This is a genomic window from Hymenobacter setariae, assembly GCF_007713685.1.
Classification (GTDB): Bacteria; Bacteroidota; Bacteroidia; order Cytophagales; family Hymenobacteraceae; genus Hymenobacter; species Hymenobacter setariae.
Genome location: NZ_VMRJ01000008.1, coordinates 97,187 through 116,763, shown reverse-complemented (window position 1 = coordinate 116,763; position 19,577 = coordinate 97,187). Strand labels below are relative to the sequence as shown.

The 19,577-nt window shown below is 59.4% G+C and carries 11 protein-coding genes; 5 read left to right on the top strand and 6 right to left on the bottom strand.

Annotated features, from left to right (window positions below; genetic code table 11):
- Positions 1-47: 47 nt before the first annotated feature.
- The 5 genes from FNT36_RS24210 to FNT36_RS24190 all read right to left on the bottom strand — a co-directional run bounded on the left by FNT36_RS24210 (position 48) and on the right by FNT36_RS24190 (position 2,626).
- Positions 48-1,001 (bottom strand): HipA domain-containing protein, encoded by a 954-nt coding sequence (locus FNT36_RS24210; protein WP_144853132.1) that lies wholly within the window; start codon positions 999-1,001, stop codon positions 48-50.
- Positions 998-1,330 (bottom strand): HipA N-terminal domain-containing protein, encoded by a 333-nt coding sequence (locus FNT36_RS24205; protein WP_144853130.1) that lies wholly within the window; start codon positions 1,328-1,330, stop codon positions 998-1,000. The genes FNT36_RS24210 and FNT36_RS24205 overlap by 4 nt, the downstream gene beginning before the upstream one ends.
- Complete coding sequence (locus FNT36_RS24200; RefSeq protein ID WP_144853128.1) at positions 1,327-1,551, bottom strand: helix-turn-helix transcriptional regulator; 225 nt, start codon at positions 1,549-1,551, stop codon at positions 1,327-1,329. Before FNT36_RS24200 ends, FNT36_RS24205 begins: the two co-directional genes overlap by 4 nt.
- 135 nt (positions 1,552-1,686) lie before the next feature.
- Complete coding sequence (locus FNT36_RS24195; RefSeq protein ID WP_144853126.1) at positions 1,687-2,286, bottom strand: HipA domain-containing protein; 600 nt, start codon at positions 2,284-2,286, stop codon at positions 1,687-1,689.
- A gap of 52 nt (positions 2,287-2,338) precedes the next feature.
- A complete protein-coding gene (locus FNT36_RS24190; RefSeq protein WP_144853125.1) occupies positions 2,339-2,626 on the bottom strand; it encodes a helix-turn-helix domain-containing protein in 288 nt (95 codons plus the stop codon).
- Between the two features lie 428 nt (positions 2,627-3,054).
- On the opposite strand from FNT36_RS24190, the gene FNT36_RS24185 reads away from it, so the two are divergent.
- The 4 genes from FNT36_RS24185 to FNT36_RS24170 all read left to right on the top strand — a co-directional run bounded on the left by FNT36_RS24185 (position 3,055) and on the right by FNT36_RS24170 (position 14,097).
- Entirely contained in the window at positions 3,055-4,503 is a 1,449-nt protein-coding gene (locus tag FNT36_RS24185; protein ID WP_144853123.1) for a phospholipase D-like domain-containing protein, read from the top strand.
- Positions 4,504-4,605: 102 nt separating this feature from the next.
- Positions 4,606-6,747 carry a KAP family P-loop NTPase fold protein gene (locus tag FNT36_RS24180; protein WP_144853121.1) on the top strand — a complete coding sequence of 714 codons (2,142 nt, stop codon included), beginning with the start codon at positions 4,606-4,608 and terminating at the stop codon, positions 6,745-6,747.
- Between the two features lie 257 nt (positions 6,748-7,004).
- Positions 7,005-13,484: an ATP-binding protein gene (locus tag FNT36_RS24175; protein WP_144853119.1), complete on the top strand. Its 6,480-nt coding sequence runs from the start codon at positions 7,005-7,007 to the stop codon at positions 13,482-13,484.
- Positions 13,426-14,097 carry a hypothetical protein gene (locus FNT36_RS24170; RefSeq protein WP_144853117.1) on the top strand — a complete coding sequence of 224 codons (672 nt, stop codon included), beginning with the start codon at positions 13,426-13,428 and terminating at the stop codon, positions 14,095-14,097. Before FNT36_RS24175 ends, FNT36_RS24170 begins: the two co-directional genes overlap by 59 nt.
- Positions 14,098-14,174: 77 nt before the next feature.
- On the opposite strand, the gene FNT36_RS24165 is transcribed toward FNT36_RS24170, so the two are convergent.
- Positions 14,175-17,816, bottom strand: coding sequence for an NACHT domain-containing protein (locus FNT36_RS24165; RefSeq protein WP_144853115.1), 3,642 nt, complete (start codon positions 17,814-17,816; stop codon positions 14,175-14,177).
- Between the two features lie 182 nt (positions 17,817-17,998).
- On the opposite strand from FNT36_RS24165, the gene FNT36_RS24160 reads away from it, so the two are divergent.
- Complete coding sequence (locus FNT36_RS24160) at positions 17,999-19,162, top strand: AlbA family DNA-binding domain-containing protein (RefSeq protein ID WP_144853113.1); 1,164 nt, start codon at positions 17,999-18,001, stop codon at positions 19,160-19,162.
- The last annotated feature ends 415 nt before the right edge of the window (positions 19,163-19,577 follow it).

The window sequence follows — 19,577 nt, the reverse complement described above, 5'->3', positions numbered from 1 at the left end:
TCGGGCGAATGGTCAGTAACGGTAGTAATCTCCTATTCCACTACACACTACACCAGCCCTAGCTGCGCAAACCGATTATCCAACAGCGTGTGAAACTGCTCCTGAAGCACTTCAGGCAGAAAGCTGCGCCCAATAAATTCGTGCCAGGCGGGCTTGGCCTTGCTAAAGCGGGCGAGAATGCCCGTCATCACTTTATCGTCAACACCCGCCCGCTGGGCAGCCTGCCGAAAATCGGTTTGCCGCAGCCGCTTCTTACTGCCGTTGAGCATCAGGGCCAGGTCTTCGGTATCGGCAGGATTAACCAAGGCCGTGGCTACCAGGTCGTAGGCCGGGGCCAGGCCGTAGCCCAGGCCGGGCGTGTGCAGCAGCGAGAAGTTCTTGAGGTGCATGTCCGCGTTGCCGGTCAAAAAGCAAAAGAGCACCAACTCGTAGTAGTTCACCACATCCAGGCCGGGGTTGGCCGAATACTTCAGAATGGCCTTGGCCACTTGCTCGTGCGAGCCGTGGTACTTGTTTTCCGTCAGCCGCTCGGTCAGCTGGCACATGTCTTCCATGGCCAGCTTGCGGCCCTTTTGCCGGTCAATACGGCGCGTGACGTAAGCCAGAGCTCCGCCTTCGAGGCGCAGCAGCCCGTGGGGTACCGTGGGCAGGCGGGCCAGGGCCGCCAGGTGCATGGTCAGGTCCTCCACCTCGGGCAGGTGCGGGTAGCGCGCCGTAGGCGGCTTGAGGATATACTCGCCATCCAGCGCGCCTACGATGGTGAAGCGGCTGGGCTGCCCGGCCGCCCCCGCCGGGGCTAGCGTCAGCGAGAGCTTAGGCTGCACGCCGGTCACGGTGATGTGCTGGCGCACGACGGCCTCGGCTAACGCCAGCATTTCGGCTTCGGTATAAGGGAACGCTGGTGGCACCGCCTTCCCAAACAACTTGCGGCTGCAAGCCGGATGATAGGAAGGCCCGCCGCCGTCGGGCAGGGGCTGGTAGCAGTAGAGGCAGCGGTTCATGCGTCGTCTTCGGTTTCCAGCGGGTAAATGCTCACGGCCCCGATGCAGTCGCGGCAGCAAGCCAGCAGCAGGCCCATGCGGTCGCGCTCGCGGAGCTTCCAGTTCCGCTCGGCTACTTCCAGCAGCCAACCCTCGGGAATCAGCCCATCAAAAAATGGCAGCATCGTCCGCTCCACATAGGGCGCGGCGCGTAGCGGCAGCGTGAGGCTCACCGACTCGGCGGCGACAATAAGGAGATAGTCAGGGGTGTAAGCGAACGTGTATCCCTGTTCGTCCTGGGTGAGGTGCCCGGCCAGTTGCCCGTGCAGATGTACTTCGGCTTTTCTCATGACGGCTCGGCGAGGTGAGTGCGGTCTATAGGTGTGGGAGCCAGCTCATGGCCAAACAGGCGTAGTACCAGGTTCACTTTATCCAGTTGCAGGGTGGGCTTGCCCTGCTCCAGCTCGCGCAAAAAGCGCAGGCCCACCCCTGCTTTGGCCGCTAGGTCAGGTTGAGAAAGCTGTAATAGCTTGCGCCGCTGTTTGACGAAAGCAGAAAGAGAGTGCTGCATACGTTATACCCGTTCGGGTGCAATAAGAACTTAAGCGTAGTTTTAGTACCCGTTCGGGTGTAAATTTAGCTAACAAATCTTATAGTATACCTGAGCGGGTATAGCTATCAACTGCAAAGGCCTCGGCTAATACCGCTATGATTTGGTCAGGAGTGGCTTCCTGGCCCAATCAGACCGCGTGGCCATAGCCGCAGCGCCGCCTAGTGAGGAGCCGGACGCCACTAGCATAAATAGCCAGTTGAGATAGTCCAGGTCCTGGGGCGCATCCACCCGCTCCAGTTGCAGGCTGGCATGCTCCAACTCCCGCAGCGAGGTCCACGGCGGCGCAGTCATCGCCCGGTTGTCGTCGAGGAACGGACCCGCTAAGTCGGTCTTAAAACGCAACCAGCCCAGGCGGTGCCCGTCGAAGACGCCCAACAGGTAATCCGATTCCAGCAGCGGCCGCTCGCGGCGCTCCTGCTGCCGGGCCAGGGATGCGTCGCACCGACGCATGAGCAGTCGCCCCCAGCGGTCAGGTGAGAAGTCCAAAAAAAGGCCGAAATTGAACTGGTTTTCCGGTAAGTATTGGGGGCCGGCAAACAGCTGCAGCGAGGGGTCCAGGGCCTGGGCGTGCGGCTGGGCTAGCCACTGCGCATCGTAGGTGAAGGAAAGTACCTCTTTGCCCCGCACCGGCACGGCCGAAAGCATGCCCATCAGGTGCGGACCTTGGGGCAGGCCCTGCCAGTCGGCACACACTTACAGCTGGCGGCGTTCAAGGGTCTTGGCTATGAGACTACTAGGAGGGTGACTATTTAGGTGCCCGCGTGCTGACTAGCAGTTCGGCGTCCTGCAGCTTGCGCCCCAGCACGTCGTCGGCCGCTAGGTGCAGAATGGTCTTTTCCAGACCCAGCACGAACAAGACCTGTAAGTAAGCACCCAGACTCACCGTCGGCATACCTTGCTCGATGGCGTGCAGGGTATTGCGGCTAATCGCCGCCCGCTCCGCTACGCGGGTGGTGCTGAGCTTGCGGCATAGACGGGCCAGGCGAATATTTTCTCCTGCCTGCGCTAACAGCTGCCGTAACTGGGGCAGCATAACTACGGGGTATTTAGCCACAGTGCGCAATATATTACGCAACAATAGTAGCAAATGCTCAGCGTATTGCGCATTGAGTTACATCCTACATGAAAAAGTACCTCGGCACATTCCACTTATCTTACCTATCTAAGTTACCTGCTATACGCTAGGCTACTCGGTGGGTAAGGCGTTAACCTAGTGCCATCTCCGGAGCAACAATGCGGGCTAGCCGCCCATTAGCACATCAAAAAGCGCCCGGTAGTGAATGTCCTACGTTGCGTTGTAAAGTGACGCAGCTGGGACATTTTTATGCAAAAGGTCAGTGGCTACGCTTCTCTTGCGCAGCTTTTTGCAATTACAGTCTCGCCCGTTCGCCCGTGGTCAGCCTGCCCGACCACCTTCAGCGCTAGGCAGCTCGCCTCGCCGGGTGATACCTTGCTTACCCTATGCCCAACTCTACCCGCTTTTTTCCCAACTCCTGGTCCGATAGAAGCATCCACCACCAATTGGGGGCAACCATTTGCCGCGCGCAGGGGCTGTACGGGGCGGTAGCTTATTGGACGATAGGGCCCGAAGTGCTGCACGCCCAGCTGGTAGCCTTACTGAGCCAGCCCGAGTCGTTTTGCTGCGTGGACTTGCACCTGCCCACCGACGTGGACAAGCTGCACGCCTTCCATCGCCTGGGGGCGCGGCAGCTTTTTGTGCAGTGTCACGAAGTGCGCCAGCGCGGCGAACGCCATTTGCACCGCCACTTGCTGCATACCAAGCTGTTGTTGTTTGACCTGCCGCTCGGGCAGGCCGAAGTGTGGGTGGGCAGCTACAACTTCACCAAGCAGGCGCTCCTGGGAGCCAACCGCGAGGCCTCGGTAGTACTGACCACCACCCAGGGCTCGGACCTGTACCAGCAGGTGCGCGCCTACCTGGAAGCCATTCGGGCCGATGCGCACTGCCACCGCTTTGACCCAGCGCGGCTGGACGACTACAAAAAGCTGCAAGGCCTGCCCGACGATGAGCCCGAGCCCGAATGCCTGGTACTACCGGTGGCGTGGCACTCGGCCCGGATGCCCACACTGGCGCGCCAAACACTGCTGCTGCTAGGCCAGGCCCCCGACGAGCGCCGCGCCCTCGCCCAGGCCGATGCGGCGAATACGCCCGTGGTGCTGCGGGCCTACGACTTGTCTACCGGCCTTACTACCCACTACGGCGTTGTTATTCAAAACCAGGGCGCTATTGACCGGAACGTGCCCTCTTCCTACGACCTCTCGTTTGGCCAGCGGCACCTAGCCGTGCGCCCGCCCGAGACGCTGCCCTACGTGGCTCCCCAGCTCCATCCGCTGCCGCCGGCCGAGCTGCGCGAGTTCGGCTTCTGGGCCAGCCTGCTGGTGCTGGACAAGTTACCCACCTCCCTGCACCTGCTGCCCCGCGAACGCGATGACACCGCCCACTGGCAGCGCGATTGGGAAGCCACCGAGGAAGTACGTGCGCACTTGGAAGCTGCGCCGGAGGCCTTCAACCAGCAGCTTACCCTCCCTTTTGGGGAACGCCCCCCGGCCCCGGACATCCCCCGCGCGGTGCTGCCCGACCTGCCGGCCGAGCAGTGGCTAAGCTGGGCGATGGAAAGCTCGGTGCGCTACCGCCGCAAAGCCAAGCTGGGAAAGCTCGACGTATTCGGCGCCGCCTTCTGGGATGAGCGGGAGCCCGCCCCGCCCACCGCTTTCGAAGAGCTGGACAACCAGTTTTCTCCCTACAACCTGCGCTATCTGGCGGCGGCCTACGAACAGCCCCTGCGCCAGCGCTACTACGAGCCGGCCAGCATCGCCCAGCAACTAGCCCTGGATGGGGACCGGGTACCCCGGCTAAAAAAACTACTGGAGAAATACCGGCTCCGCTACTAATTTATTGATTATACCTGCCTGTTGCTCAACCGGTTGTTCATGGTGAAATGATTCTGTCATTCTGCCTCTGCAAGCGCTTCAGCAGCCAGTAAGCGCTTGCCCATGAATCAGTCTGACTTCTCGGCTGACCCGCCAGCCACCACCCAGGCCGAAGACTACTTCCAGCGCTATGGCTTCGCCAGCCGGATTGCGCAGGTGCTCCTCAACCGGCGGGAGAGCAGCAGCATTACCCTGGGCGTGTACGGGGCGTGGGGCGAAGGCAAGACTTCGGTCATGCGCTTCATCGAACAGGAGCTCGCGGCCCACAGCGACGCCATTGTCATCAACTTCAACCCGTGGCGCTTCTCCGATGAGCCGTCGCTGCTACTGGCTTTTTTCACCACGCTGGCCGAGCGCTTAAAGCCGCTGAGCCCAGATACGCGCTGGTACAAAACCCGCAAGGAAAGCATCGGGGAAGCCGTGCTCAAATACGCGAGTTACGCCACGGTGTTAAAGGCGACGCCCGCTTCCGGCCTGGCCGATGCGCTGCCGGGCCTGGGTAAGGCCCTGGCCGACGTGCCCCTGGAAAAGCTCAAGGCGCGCATCGAAGAATTTCTGCAAGCGGCTCAGCGTAAGATAGTCGTCATCATTGATGACATCGACCGCCTGGAGAAAACGGAGATTCACGCCGTATTTCGCCTTGTCCGGCTCACAGCTGACTTTCCCTATACGAGCTACATTTTGTGCTTCGACGACCGGGTAGTGGCCTCGTCCATCGGCGAGCGGTTTGCGGATGGCAGCCAGCAATCAGGGTACGAGTTTTTGGAAAAAATTATTCACGTGCCCCTGCGCCTACCCCAGGCCACGAAACGCGATTTGCGCGACTACCTATTTACCTCGCTGGCCAAAGCTATCGAGGAGGTCGGGGTAAACGTACCGACGGCCGACCTGGATAAATTCCGGGAAAGCTTTGGCAAATATTTTCTCGCCCGCTTCGCGACGCCCCGGCTGGCCAAGCGGTACGTCAACAGCCTGTCCTTCGTCTTGCCACTGCTGCAAAACGAAGTGAACTACCCCGATTTGCTGCTCATCGAGGCGACGAAGCTCTTCTACCCGAGCATCTACGCCCTTATCAGGGAGCATCCCGGGTATTTTCTGGGCAGCTTCGAAGTAAGGCACTGGTCGGCGCAGGATGAAAAAAAGCGCCATACGGTGTTTTTTGAGCAGCACTTGGGTTCTTTCTCGCCCGACAGCCAGGCTTCTGTAAAAGAGCTGCTGGCCGAGCTGTTTCCGAAGCTGGCCGAGTTGTGGCCGACCAGGTACCTCTACCCCGAGCACGAGGAGCTCTTCAACGAGAAGCGCATTGCCTCCGCGCACTATTTCGACCGTTACTTCTCCTACACTATTTTGAAGGGCGAAGTATCGGATGTGGTGTACGATGCCTTTTTCAACGCCCTCTCGGGCGACCGACTCAAAGCGGAGGAATTGTGGCGGCAGCTGCTCGCAGCTGGCAACCTGTGGGATTTACACTTTCGCTTCTACGCCAAACGCAACGAGTTTACCAGCGACCAGGCCAGCACTTTGATTTCCATATTAGCTGGCCACGAAGTGGAAATCAAGGCTAAAAAGCGGCCCGATGACTCATTTGACCACCACTTTGATACCGCCCGGCAAATAGCTTCGCTGCTTACTTTCAACGTGGCGGCGCCGCACCAGTTAGGGGTGCTCGAAGAAGTTTTTGCGGCTCCCGTCTCGTTTGAGTTGCTCTACCAAATGACGCACGAGCTACTCCGCCCGCAGCGGCGGGGGGAGCCGGTAAGCAAAGACCTCCAAACCCAGGCCAGCACGCGGCTCCTGGCGTGGGCCCTGCAGGAGGCCGGCCCGGTTTCGCTGGTTGCGCTGCACCAGACTGCCGTGCAGCTGCTATTTAAAATCTGGGCGGAGGTGGGCGAGGCCTCGCTAAGCGAGTATCTCCACCAGCACCTACCCGACGAGGCCAGCCTGCTGCAGTTGATTCGGGCATTCATCTATCCCACGAATAGCAGCTCGCAGCCAGCGCCTTATCTCAGTGATTTTGGCCAGCCGGAATTCACCTTCATGCAGTCGCTTTTCGACCCGGCGCCCTTCGCCCGGCTTTTATCGCCGGCTCACCAGCAGGTGCCGCCTACTTTTCCGAGCGCCGGCTACCGGCAGCCAGCCGCTGATGAGCTGCTGCTCCGCCAGTTTGCTTACTGGTGCCAGCATCCGCCAGCGTCAGCGAAATGAACTGGGGGTAAAGCGATAACTTGAGCCGGTTAAATAAAATGGACAGCGAAGGAGCGCGCCTTCCATTGCTACTATCCGACAAACCCTACCAGTAGCTTGCCGCTTATCCTTATAAAACATATCCCTACATTCAAGAAAGGCTGAGTGCGTGCGCCTAATGTAAGCTTTCAGTCTTTCTCCCCCGCAGTATGCCACCGCCGTCTCCTTCCAGGGCGCTTTCCAGTGTTCATTACTCCAACGCCGGCCATGATTTTCATGTGCTTTGGGCAACTCGACGCATCATCGAGCTTCTTAACCCTGCTAGCACCCTGCGGGCAGTTAAAATGGAGGGCGTTGCGGCAGAAGACATCGCCGCTCTTCCTGCGGATAAGGAACATTTTTTAGCCGCGGATTTAACCGAGTATTACGGCGGAGAGCATTTTGCCGCTGCTGACCGCGCTGTAATCGCCCAGTTAAAATACAGCACTCAGCATCCTGAAGAAGCATGGACAGCCGCTCGGCTGCGCGAAAGCAAAGGCAAAAACAACTCGGTTTTTGAGCGGCTGTTGGCCGCTTACCAGGACTTGCTGGCCGCGGGAAATTCCCGCGCCGCTGTACAGCGAAAAGCTACGATTCGGCTCATCAGCAACCAGCCGCTACATGTCAAGCTTCTGTCATTGTGGCGCGCTATTCAAGCAGCCCTACAGGCCGTAGGCTCCCCGCCGGTTACCTATTCCAAGCTGCTACGGCAGCTGCCACCCGAGCACCATGCCGAACTGGATAAGCTGTATGACCTGCTTGGGGTAGCAAGCAAGCAGGGCGCGAAAAGCAAGGAATTCACTGATTTCTGGCGAATACTCGACTTAAGCGGGTGCGGCGCTGATAGCCGGATGGGCCAGCAGTTGGCCTTAATGCAGGAATTAGCATCGTCTGTCCCGCACGGCGGGCGCGATGTTGCATTACAACTTACCGATTTGGTCCGCCAGCAGGCACTACCATCTGACGATGCCGGTGCCTCGCCTCGGCTGCTTACTCGTGCTAGCGTATTAGCGGCCCTCGGGATAGTTGACGAGAGTGAATTATTTCCAGAGCCATCGAAGATTAACGTTCCTGCTCAGCCAGTTCCTACGGCGGAGGCAGCGAAGCTCGCACAAGCCCTCTCAACCACTGACCAGCGGTTTTTAGCGCACGGCGAAGCTGGGGTTGGTAAAACTACTACGATTCAGCAATTATCATCGCACCTGCCCGCGAAGTCGGTGGTGCTGGTGTATGATTGCTACGGAGGGAATTACGGCGAGGGAGAATATATCAACCAAAGCAGTGGTCGCCATACGCTTCGGCGCGCTTTCTGGCAGCTGAGCAATGAGCTGGCGCTGGCCACTGGCCTACCTTTTCTCGTTGTCCCGCCTACTGATAAATATACCTTGCGCGACCATTTTCAGCGCCGGCTCACGGCGGCGGCGAAAGTAGTGGAAGCGGCGGGCGGGCTGCTGGTGCTGGTGGCGGATGCGGCCGACAACTCCGCGTTTAAAGCCCGCAAAGACCTGGGAAGCGACTGTTTTATTCCCTTTCTATGGGAGTTGGAGCTGCCCGTTAATTGCCGGCTGCTGATGACCGCCCGCACGCACCGCCTGGCCAGCCTGCAGGCCCCGGCCGGCACCCAAGAGATAGCGTTGACAGGGTTCGATTTGGCGGCTTCTACCCTTCGCTTGCGGCAGGTATTTCCTGCAGCAACTGCAACCCAGGCGGCCATATTTCACCAGCGCACCGGCGGCAACCCCCGGGTACAATACTATTGCCTGGACCCTAGTCCCCACGTACCCGGCTCCGAGGCAGCCCTCGCGCATACGCTGGCGCGGCCGGCTACCAGCGCCGCTACAATCATTGACGACATCCTCAACGCGGCCCTGGTAGAGGTAGCCGAGCCGGAGCAGGCCAAAGAACAGCTTGCCACCCTGGCAGCCCTGAATCCCCCCATCCCACTGGACATTTTTGCGGCAGCCTGTCGCATATCAGTAGCCCAGGCAACTACGTTTTGCAAATCATTGACCCCTGGTCTTCTGCTGCAAAACGGCTTTATCAGCTTTCAGGACGAAGATTTTGAAACCCAGCTAAGGGAGCGTAGCCGGGCCGATGGTCCGCTGCTGGCTACGCATCAACGACTCGGCGACTACTTTCGGCCCCTGGCAACTACCAGCGCTTACGCGGCCCAGGCCGTGGCCGAGCAGTATGCGGCCGCGGAGCGCCGCGAAGAGCTTATCGACCTGGCGCTGGAAAGCCCGCCCCTGACGTTCATTACGGACAGTGCGGAACGGGTGCGCATTGAACGGAAACGCCTGGAACTGGCGCTACAGGCGGCCGCTGAGTTGGGCGCTGACCTCGCCGGGGCCAAGCTGCTGGTACTAGCCGCCGAGCGGCTGCAGGCTAACCACGCGCTGAAGGCGCTGGTTACGGCCGACATCGCGTTAGCCGCGCACTTTGGCAACGTCGGCACCGTAACGGACTACTTCCGCGAGGGCACTGATGATGCCTGGCTGGGAACCGTGCATTATCAACTGGCTGCCTACTATGCCACTGACCCCGGGCAACGGGCGCGGGCCAAACACCACTTAATCAGCGGGCACAGCTGGGTCGACCGCTACTTCAGCGTTTCGGATTACGAGCGGCATAACTGGAAATTAGAAGCCTCGGATATTGCCTACGAGGCGGAAGCACACTACTGGCTAGGCGGCCCGGAGGCGGCCTGCCAGATGCTGCAGCGCTGGTCACCTGCTGAGTTTGCGGCGGAGGCGCTCTACTTGCTGCTACAGCGCCTGGCTAAGCGCGTAGCAGGGCCAGCGTTGGAAACGCAGCTGCGCTCCTTGCAGCTGCCCCTCATGGCGCAAGCGCTAGCCCAGGCAGCGCTGTGGGAAACGGGCTACGTAGTCAGCGAAGCCTGGAGCAGTGTCGTGGCCGCCCGTCTGCTACCGTTATTGCAGAAGCAGAAAATTAAATCCGCGCTTACCCACTGGTCAATGGGCTGGGAAGCCAGTGGCTGGCTACTCTGGCCTTTGCACTTAGCCGAACTGTTTACTCGCCGGCAGTTGGCGAAAGAAACTACGCTCCTGCTCCTGGGTTTGCTACCCTCCTTTTCGTTTCGGGAGGCATTCAAGGATTCAGGCTACGAAGAGATTGTAGCCCCTATCCGCATTGCCTGCCTGCAAGCCCATTTGCGTGCTCAGCCGCTTACGGGCCTGGACTTGTTGCCCCCGTTGAAACAGGGTGACTACCGATACAAAAGCTACGGTTATCACGAAGACGATTTGTACCGGCGAGACCTCGACCATTTTATTGCACTTTACACCCACTGGGCGCAATGGCTTAGCGAAGCGGTGCTGTCCGACGCCGTGCAGCAGCTGATTCGGACGCGCCTGCTCGACCTACGCCCCCCCCGCAGAACCTCCACGGCGGGCTTTCGGGGCCGGCAGGCGCAGTGGCTGCGCAGCGCTAGTTCGTTGCTGGTCCGGATTTCGGGTACCGAGGTCCTGCTTACCGCACTGATTGACCATGCTGCGCGCCTGACCAGTCGGCCTCTGGCGCGGAGACTTTGGGAGCACACCGCCTGCGAAATATTTCGTTTTTGGCCGGCTCCCGGGCTCGCGTTCCAGTGCCTGGAGCGGGTAGCTGCCGATGCCCGCGCCGACGAGCTGGCCGTGCATACCCGCTGGTCTATCCTGCTGAGCTGTGCGGCCATCAGCTTTCCGCACGACGAAGCCTTCAGCCGGGGCCTTTATACCGACGCTATTAATGCGGCCTATCAGGGCGTAGGCGACGATGTGGCTCATCGCCTGGCGGTGGGCGCGCAGGCGGCCACCCAGCTTGGTCACACTATGCCGCCGGCGGAGGGCCATGCTATTGCCACGCAGCTGGCTGGCCTCGTGGAAGCCTATCAGCCCTATTTGTCAGAAGACGATGCGCAGTTGCCCACGCACGCGGTACTGGCCGCGGCTACCACCCTGAGTTCGGCGGCGGGCGTGGCCCTGTGCCTGCGCTGGGATGCGCTGGATGTCGTTCGGCTACCGGAGGGCATCAGGCCGGCCGTGCAGGCCGCCACGGGGGCGCACTGCTGGCAGCCGGCGCAGGCACTCTGGCTCCTCAAGCTCCGGGGAGAATTTCTGGACATTTCCCACGACGCGCTAGAGGTACTAGCCAAGCTGCCCCATGCCACTGCGGCGCAGCGGCAGCAACTTGTCGGGCCATTGAGTGCGCTAGCTGATTGGGTAGCGCGGGATACGCCCCTGGCCCGCCGGCCGGCCGCGCTGCGACGGGTTGCCGCGTGGGCAGGCGACCGGCAACTCTCCCACCTGCCAGCCATTCGGGCCATTCAGCAAACCCTTGACTTTACCAACGCCCTGGCCCCTGCTGAGGATAGCGCTACGGCTGAAGAGCCGAGCTACTACGAACTAGAGCGCCAACAACGCCAGCAGCAATGGACCACTGCTGCTAAGCGGGGTGATGTTGCCGCTTTTGCCGAATGGCTGGCCACCAGCCATTCTTCTCAGGAAGCCATGGTACCGGCTTTGCTGCAACTAGGCTACGCCGTTCTGCCAGCTCGCCGGGTGGAAGTGCTTGATTTATTGCTGCGGGTGCGCAGCCACTGGGAAAGCCAGGGTTACGCCGTGCTGAATGCCCTCGCTGAACTGCTGGGCGCATGGCATACCCTTATTCCCGTGCGGGAATGGGCCGTGCGGGGCTTACCTGATTTCTACGGCGCTAATCTGGCGCGCCTGGTCGGCGACAGTGGTCAGCCCGCTCACCTGGAGCAGTTTTGCCAGTTGCCCTTGGTAAATCAATCGCGGGCGACCTTGCTGCTATCTGCTGTTGCCAAGCAATTAGACTCGCTCAGCTCGGCGGCCCTTTGCCAGGTTGCCACCACCCTCCTTAAGAATAGCCCCGCGACGGAGCTACTGTCCTTCATTCACTGGCTACTGGACCGGATGCAGGCGCAGTTGCAGGCTGAGAAAAAAGCGCTGCCCTTCGGCGAGTTACTGGCCTACCCGGACGCCGTAGTCTCACCGCCAGCCTTGCTTGCGCAGCTTATCTGGGCGGTGAGTGGCGACCCCGACAAACGGGTGCGCTGGCAAGCCGCCCACGCGGCCCGGCAGCTGATGAGCTTATCGGAAAATGACGATTTCAGTCAGCACTTCCTAGCCGAGCTGCTGGAGCTCACGCGCACCACTACCAGCTGGCTGCCCGCTACAGAAGAGTTTTACTGGCAAGGTGCGCGGGTGTGGGCCTTAGTAATAGTTGACCGCTTGGCCGACGAGCAGCCTAGTGCACTGGTGCCCCACGTGGCGATACTGAGGCACCATCTCTGCGACACCCAATTTCCGCACGCGCAGATTCGGGAGCTGGCCCGGCGCATTCTGCTTAAGGTCCACGTCTATGCCCCCACGGCGCTTTCACCCACCGATTTGGCGCGCGTGCAGGCGCGCAATCGCCCCGCCTCCTCACTGGTAAAACGCGGCTCATACGTGCAGGCACCCCCAGCTTTTCCGGAAGTGCATCGCACCAACCAGTTCAAGTTCAACGAGCTTGATACGGTTGACCACTGGTTTGAGTCGCTGGCCGAAACATTTGGCCAAACCACGGATAGGATAACTGCGCTGGTTGAGCATTGGATGCTGGAAAAATGGCATCGCACGGCGGCTGAGTGCGATGCAGACCGGCTCCAAGACCAGGACCGTTACCAATCGGGACTATTGTCGCACTACAAGATGGACGACACCACCGTGGATAGTCTTGAAATGCACCTGACGCATCACGCGCTAATGTGCGTGGCCGGTTCCTTGGTCGACAAGTACCCTATCCGGATGGATGATTATCCCGAGCCAACCTCTACCTGGGAAGAATGGCTGACGCGCTACCTGCCCCACAGCGGTTCGCCGGGCTGGCTGTCCGATTGGCGCGGGCCTGCTCCGCTGCGGCCCGAATGCTGGGGAGTACTGCCCAAGCCGTGGCGGCGGAAGCCCCTACGGCACTACCACGAAGCGCTGGGCTTCGGTGAGCCAAGCCGAACGGGATGGCTGGTGCTGCACGGGCGGCACAGTTTCAAGGAAGATGAATACGAAGGCGGTATCAGCGTGAGCAGCGTGGCCGTAACCGCTGAAGCTGCCCGGTCGCTGCTGGGGGCCTTGCAAACAGACTGGCGGTATGACTATGTATTTCCAACGTTCGGGCTTTCCGACAGAGAGCCTGAAATGCTGGATGATGTACCCGCGCTGTTTACCCTGACGCCGCTGTTGGATGAGGCAGTGGGCGGGGATGAACGAGGGGTGGAGCGCCACGACATGGCTGCTCGCAGCGTTTACACCTGCTATCCTACGTTGAGTGCTCATTTTGTCTCTCACGGCGGGCTTACGGCGGGCAAAGATGGCCAGTACTATCTTGACCCGGATGGGCAGCGGGCCGTTGAATACGAGGTCTGGGATGATAGTCTGCCCGGGGAGCGTAACAACCGTAGTGCCGAAGCCCATAGTTCTGGGCACCGCATCTGGGTGCGCCAGAACCTATTGTTGAGTTATCTGGCAGCTACCGGCCAGGTTCTCTTAACTCATGCCACCTTAGCACGTAACGTATCGCCCCGTGAGTATTCCCAAAAACAGCGCATCAGTGACCCCGGAACCCGACGCCTCGCCCTCCTCTACTCCGACGGCCGCTTTGAAACAGTGGCAGGACCATGTACGCCTCAGCCAACTGATAATTCGGGAGTTGGGTAACGAGGATAGAAACGGGGTGCTGGGGCGGTGGATGGCTCAGCGGGTAGCTGAGTTGCTGCGCCGGGCCGAAGCTTCCGTAGACCCGGTAGTGAAGGAAGCTGCCGAGCGCGAGTGCCAGGACTTAATCATTCGGCTATGGGAATCCCGAGAGAGCTGGCCAGCTGGCGGGCCGCTGGGGTCGATACTGCCCACCTTACAAACGCTACTCGCCGGCGAACCCGATTACCGGCCCTGGCGAAGCCGGCCAGCAGAAAACCAACTTATTGGCTGGATAACTAATCTCCTGCAGTTACAACGCAAGGAGCTGCGTTATTTCTGCCTGGCGATACGTGACCAAATTCCAGGCCTACTGCGGGAAGAGATGCGTCAGCTGCTCGTCGAACACCAGAGTGACTTATCCGAGGAGGAAGCTAATATTCTCTATTTCGTGACCAATGCCTCGCAATTGCCTTTCTTCAACCGAGAAGAAGCGGCGGAGATTGACGGGAATGAAATACCAGAAGAAACTACGCCCGCGTCCACGATGGAACCAGTTGACCGCCTAGCTGAATTTTTGGCATTTATTACGAGAGAACGGCAGCAGTTTTTCGCACGAGTTTCATCTACTAGCTAGCCCCCTGGCCGTATGTATCTCTGCTGACGGGCGCCCCTCAGCGTTGGGGCGCTCCCCAAACCTTCTGATGACGACGATTAATCAGTAGCCTGCCGAAGAAATCGAAAGAGCTGGGCGGGAGCCAGCGGCTCCCATTTACGCCGGCTATAGGTTTCGCGGGCCTCCTCCAGATGGTAGGTCAGCCAACTGGGGTATTCATATTCGTGGGCCAGCGCCGCCAGGGCCTCATAAGCCTCGGCAGTGGCGCGGCCAGCCAGTAGCTTGCTGAGCATGTTACGAAAAATGCGCAGCCGGTCAGCCCCCACCGGCCGACGCCCGTTTGGGGTCTTCGTTTCACTTACTCCGACCTCACCTATTACCCACCAAAGCAGGGAAACTACGTGCTCATCGGAAAGGTCGGGGGGCAGGGGCGTAATCCAACTTAGCCGACCAGACTGCCGCTCTATCAGGCTAACCCCTAACTCGGGGCTGAAGCTTAGCAGGTGTTGCCAGGTAGCCCACCAGGCCACGGTCGGTAGCTGCTTGACTACCGCTACGTTAAACAGCGACTCGTGGAACGTAGCAAACGTCGAAATGTGCCAGAACGGGGCCGCTGGCGACTGCGCAAACAGAAAATCGCGGAATAGCTCGGCGGACCTGAAACGCAGTGCCAGAAGCTTGCCCAGCGTTTCCTGGGCAAACAAACGGGGCCACCTGCCCGCCATCACGCCCTGCAACGCCCATCTCCAAAGCGCCTCATCGGGCACTTCGGTCAGTAGCTCACCCAATCGAGCGAGCCCATAGGCACTGGCTTGTAGCTGCTGCCAGTAATCGGACTGGGCAGCCAGGTACCGGAGCACAGCCCGCCGGTGATACCGCAAGGCAACCCCAAACAACTCGGTACGACGGGCCGCACTGACATGTCCAAACAACAGGGCTCGCAGCCACGGCTGCCACTGCTCCACCGTGAAGCTGGCAACCCGCTCGGGCTGCACATCCTGGCAGAACAACAACGCCGTGAGTGGAATGGAATCATCCTCGTAAAAGGTATTTATTGCCTGCCCGAACGCTATTTGCGGGGGCGCGGCCTCCACGGCCCGCCAGGCCAGCTCGCCTAGCCGCTGGCGCAACCGGGTTGAAGAGCGCAGCCAGGAAAGCCCCTTCCCTATTTCCGTTGTAATCCGCTCGCAATGGCCACTGCTGCTGCGAATAAGCAGTTTTCGGGCTATCAACCAGCTAGCCACCGGATTCGGTCGGGCGGGGTGCGAGAGGCGGATGAGCAGGCGGTAGGTGCGACTGTTCATCCGCCGCCGCAACTTGGCCTGCAGGCGCTGCTGCTGCCGCATTTCCCGCGTCTCACGGTAACTGGTGCCAGCGTAGCTGTCTACTTCACTAAGCCAGGCAAAGGCCGTATCCAGATGCCACCGTTGGCCCAACTCGTAGAGGATGGAGAACGTCAGTTGAAACCGGTCTTTTCGCCAGTGCCTACCGTCCTCAAATAGCAGCAGGGCCGTCCGGAAGAGGCTGGCTACAGTAGCTACGTGCGTAGTTGTGCATAGTAACGCGAGAATAAGCTCGAAGTCGGCAACATCTACCAGCGCCTGCCGGGGAATGCCTTGCTGGCCATACCGCTTCGGCTCGACTTGATAGGGCTGAATCAGCGCCGTTGGGCGAGGTAGCTGCCGGCGCTGCACCCAGCAGTTTAGCACGCGGTTCCGCAGGGCCGGGTCATGGGGGATATTGGGCACCTCCCCCCGCGTCAGCAACCGGCGCAGGGCGAATGCCAACCACGGCAGCACCGCTTCGTCATCAGTGTGTTGCCAGGCCCGGCTGATGACAATGTTCCGCACGAATTCGGCCATCTGTAAGTCGGTGCCATAATCCTGCCGGGGCCGGCGAACCAACCACCGCAGCAGCGCCGGCAAATGACTTACCGCCAGGCCATCCTGCAGGCCACCGGTATAAATCGGGTCAAGAAAGGAGTTGTAAGCACCAGTCAGGGAAGTTTTATTTTGCGGGGTAAGCAAAGGCAGCAACTCATCGGCCGCTAAGGCGCCTGGCCACAGGATGTGGAGCAGCGTCCCCCGAAACTCGTCGTCCGAGTCATCCGCCGGAATGGCCGTGCGCAATGGTCGCAGCTGCTGGTTGTCAGCGGCATTCCCCATAAATTGCAGCGTTTGCAGCGCCTCCACCCGAATAGCGGTAGCCAGGGTGGTATCCAGCGCCTGCTGCACCAGCAGGGGCGCCAGCGCGTGGACCACGCAGCTTACAGCCATCTTATGCGCCAACGCCCGGGCTTCGGGCGGCGCGCTGAAGTCCGCCAGAACCGGGGCCAACTGGCTGGCTAGGTGGGGGTGCGCCAGCCGGCTCATGTACGGTTCCGCCCGTTGCAGATACAGGTGGCGCTCCGTGGCGATAGCCAGCAGCTGGGCTACCAGGCTGGCCCGTTGGGCATCCGTCGCGGCCAGCACATCGGCGCGCATCGCGGTGAGCGGGTCTAGTTGCACCAGGATAGCTGCGAATTCCGGGGATAATGATGCCAGCCACACGGCCGCATCACGTAGTGCCGGCACCACGCCCGCTTCCGGCACGGCCGATTGAAAGAGCTTACGTAGCTGGGCGGGCGCGACTTCGGTTTTGTGCAACGCCCAGGCAGCCAGAAAATCAGCAAAAACCGGATGAGCCCACCGCACTTCCGTGACTAACCCATCTTTAGTCGATGGCACGAACAGCCCCGTATCCTGCACTACCTCCATCACTAATTCCTTGCTTAGCAACAAGTGGGGCTTATCCGGAAACAAGGTTAGAATGCCGGTCACGTCGCGCAGGGGCAGCCGCATTTCATCCTCATTCAGTTCATCAGCGGTGATTACCCGGCGGCGGCTGCATACCATGACGACGGCCAGCTGGGCGGCCACCCGCAGGCGCTGGTCGACATCGGGTAGCCGAAAGTGGCTCTGCTGCGGGTTCCAACCTTCTTCACACAGCAGCCGGCAGCCACTTTCCAGCAGGTTAATGCCTTTGCCGATAGCCGGCCCGAAGCGGCCAAACTCCCAAAGCTTGAACAGCAGGGCCAGCGTGACGGGCCGGGTGGCCAGGGGCACCGCCTCGGCCCGCTCCACCGCCGCAATCAAGGCGGCCGCGTCAATTTCTTTAATCTCGGCGGCCTGGGTTACCTGATACTTCGTGAGCGGGGCCAGTTGCAATACCAGCACCTGCTCCGGCTGCTCCGGCGACTGGCCGAAGTAGGCTTCGAGGTGTTCCGTAAATGAAACCGGCCAGGTGGCGGTGCGGCTCAAAATTCGCAGGTGCAGCCTCGCGCTAGGCCATTGTTCCAGCAAGCGGCCTATTGCATGCGCCAGCTTAGCCTCGTGCAGCAAAGCCTCGTCGAAGCTATCGAGCCAGAGCCAAAGCTCCTCTTCGCGCTGCCTTAACCAGCGCCGAATGCGTGGGTGGCCTGTCAGCTTGGCCTCTATTTCCTGCCAGCTGCCATACTCACCCAGGTTTAAGGATACGCTCATGCGGGGCGGCCCACTCAACTGCTGGTGAGTCCACTCGGCTGATTTTCCCATTCCCGGCTCGCCCAGCAAAATCAGGCACGGGGTCTGCTGCCACCGCTCCAGCGGCTCCGCCCCGGCAACACTGGTAAAGTAGTCGGGGTGGGTTAGGGCTTCGTCCACGGCCGGCCCCATGCCCGGCACCCACAAACGCTTCCAGGGATACTTTTGGTTATCAACCATACGTGGCTGGCAGTAGTCGAAACTACTTCCTAGAAAGATGAAGAAGAGGCGAAATAACGTCGCTCCCGGTTAGCTGAGTAGCTGAACTGCTTGGCTCAGCTGCGCTAACGCCCGCAGGAAGGGCTTGTTCCGCTGACCATCCGTTTATCTTTGGCCGGCGCACCTACACTTATATTTTCCGCATGAGTCCAGCCAGTTTGGAGCCCATTATCCGAGAGTTAATAGCCTCCAAGCGCGAGGGAGACTATTGGGATTTTAAAGCTAAACCGCACGAAAACAAGGGTAGCTTGCTGCATGACGTGCTATGCCTGGCCAATTCGCTCCATAAGGGCGACCGGTACCTGATTCTCGGCGTTGAAGACCCGATGAAGGGCGCTGCCATAGTAGGACTAGGCCCGACAGAAGCCGAGCGAAAAACTCAATCGAATTTCATTGATTTTTTGAGAGACCAGAAATTTGCCGGGGGCAACCGCCCGACAGTCAAGCTGGTAACGCTAAAGCTCGATGGCCTGGAGGTAGACGTGTTAGTAATAGCTGACGTGCCAGCTAAGCCTTACTGGCTGACGGAGAATTACACCGACGGGAAACGGCTGGGCCAGCAAGTATACACCCGCGTTGGCGACACGAATACCCCAGTTGATAAGTCGGCCGACGTCGCCTTAGTCGAAAAAATGTGGCGGCAGCGGTTTGGCCTAGACTTGTCGCCCACGGAGCGAATGAGGCAGTTGTTGCGCGAGCCTGCGGGCTGGGATGCTGACTTTGATACCAAACGCAACGCCTACCATCGGTCGTTTCCGGACTACCAGATTAAGCGTTCGGCTACCGAGCCTTTCTGGGAGCCCTACAGCCATTCTTTCCTTAACAAAAACTCCTTTCTGGGCACGGCTGAGTTCGTTTATAACTCCACCATTCTCTTTGAATTAGAGTATGTGTACTTGGATGAGATGCGGCTGTTGTTGCCAGCTCCTGAGACCGAGCAGATAGCCTTGCTGGGTCACGAAATGTATTACTATTATTATGACTTGAGTGAACCAGTCGGAGATTTTTTCACCTTTCTTACTTTCGAGAATCCCACGTTAGAGTCCCGAGGCTCGACAGCCCCTTTTCTGGTATTTCGCGACAAATCTGACCATCAGGCATTTAGAAACTATCTATTTACCAATCAAATGCAACTAGCTGATAGTGTTCCAGGCACGAGCGCGCAGTTGGCTGTCCAAGCGCTACAGCTAGATGGTCATTTCCCTTCCGTTGACTTACTCGAAATTGACCGCATCGGGCAGTTATATTCCGCCTGGCGCGGTAGCGCCTACCAGGTATATATTGATAATCAAATTTTTAGGGGGTAAAACGACGGTCATAGGTATTTTCATATTACCCCTATCCAGATAACCTAAAAGACGTGTGCTGGCGAAACTGAGCGGCACCCTTACTTACAAAGTCAACCCCTCAAACGCAGAAATCTTGCTACTTTCAATGAGCAACGATTTCTGTAGTGCTTATGTAACAGAACAAGCCGCTTAATCGGCCTACCCTGCGCTGACAGCTCAAAATCGGCTTTTCTTATGTAGCGCTTATGTAATAGTCGCCTTGGAGATAGGCTATTTTACTGGTGATTTCTTACCCCCATCCAGCTACACTATTAGCTTGTCATATTCCTGTTCTGAGCCTTTGCGGGTTTTCAATGCCGTCAGTATTTCACATTTAAATTGCTCTGATTACCCCTGGCGCTGTTTCAGCTCGGCAGCGTATGAGGTTGGAATT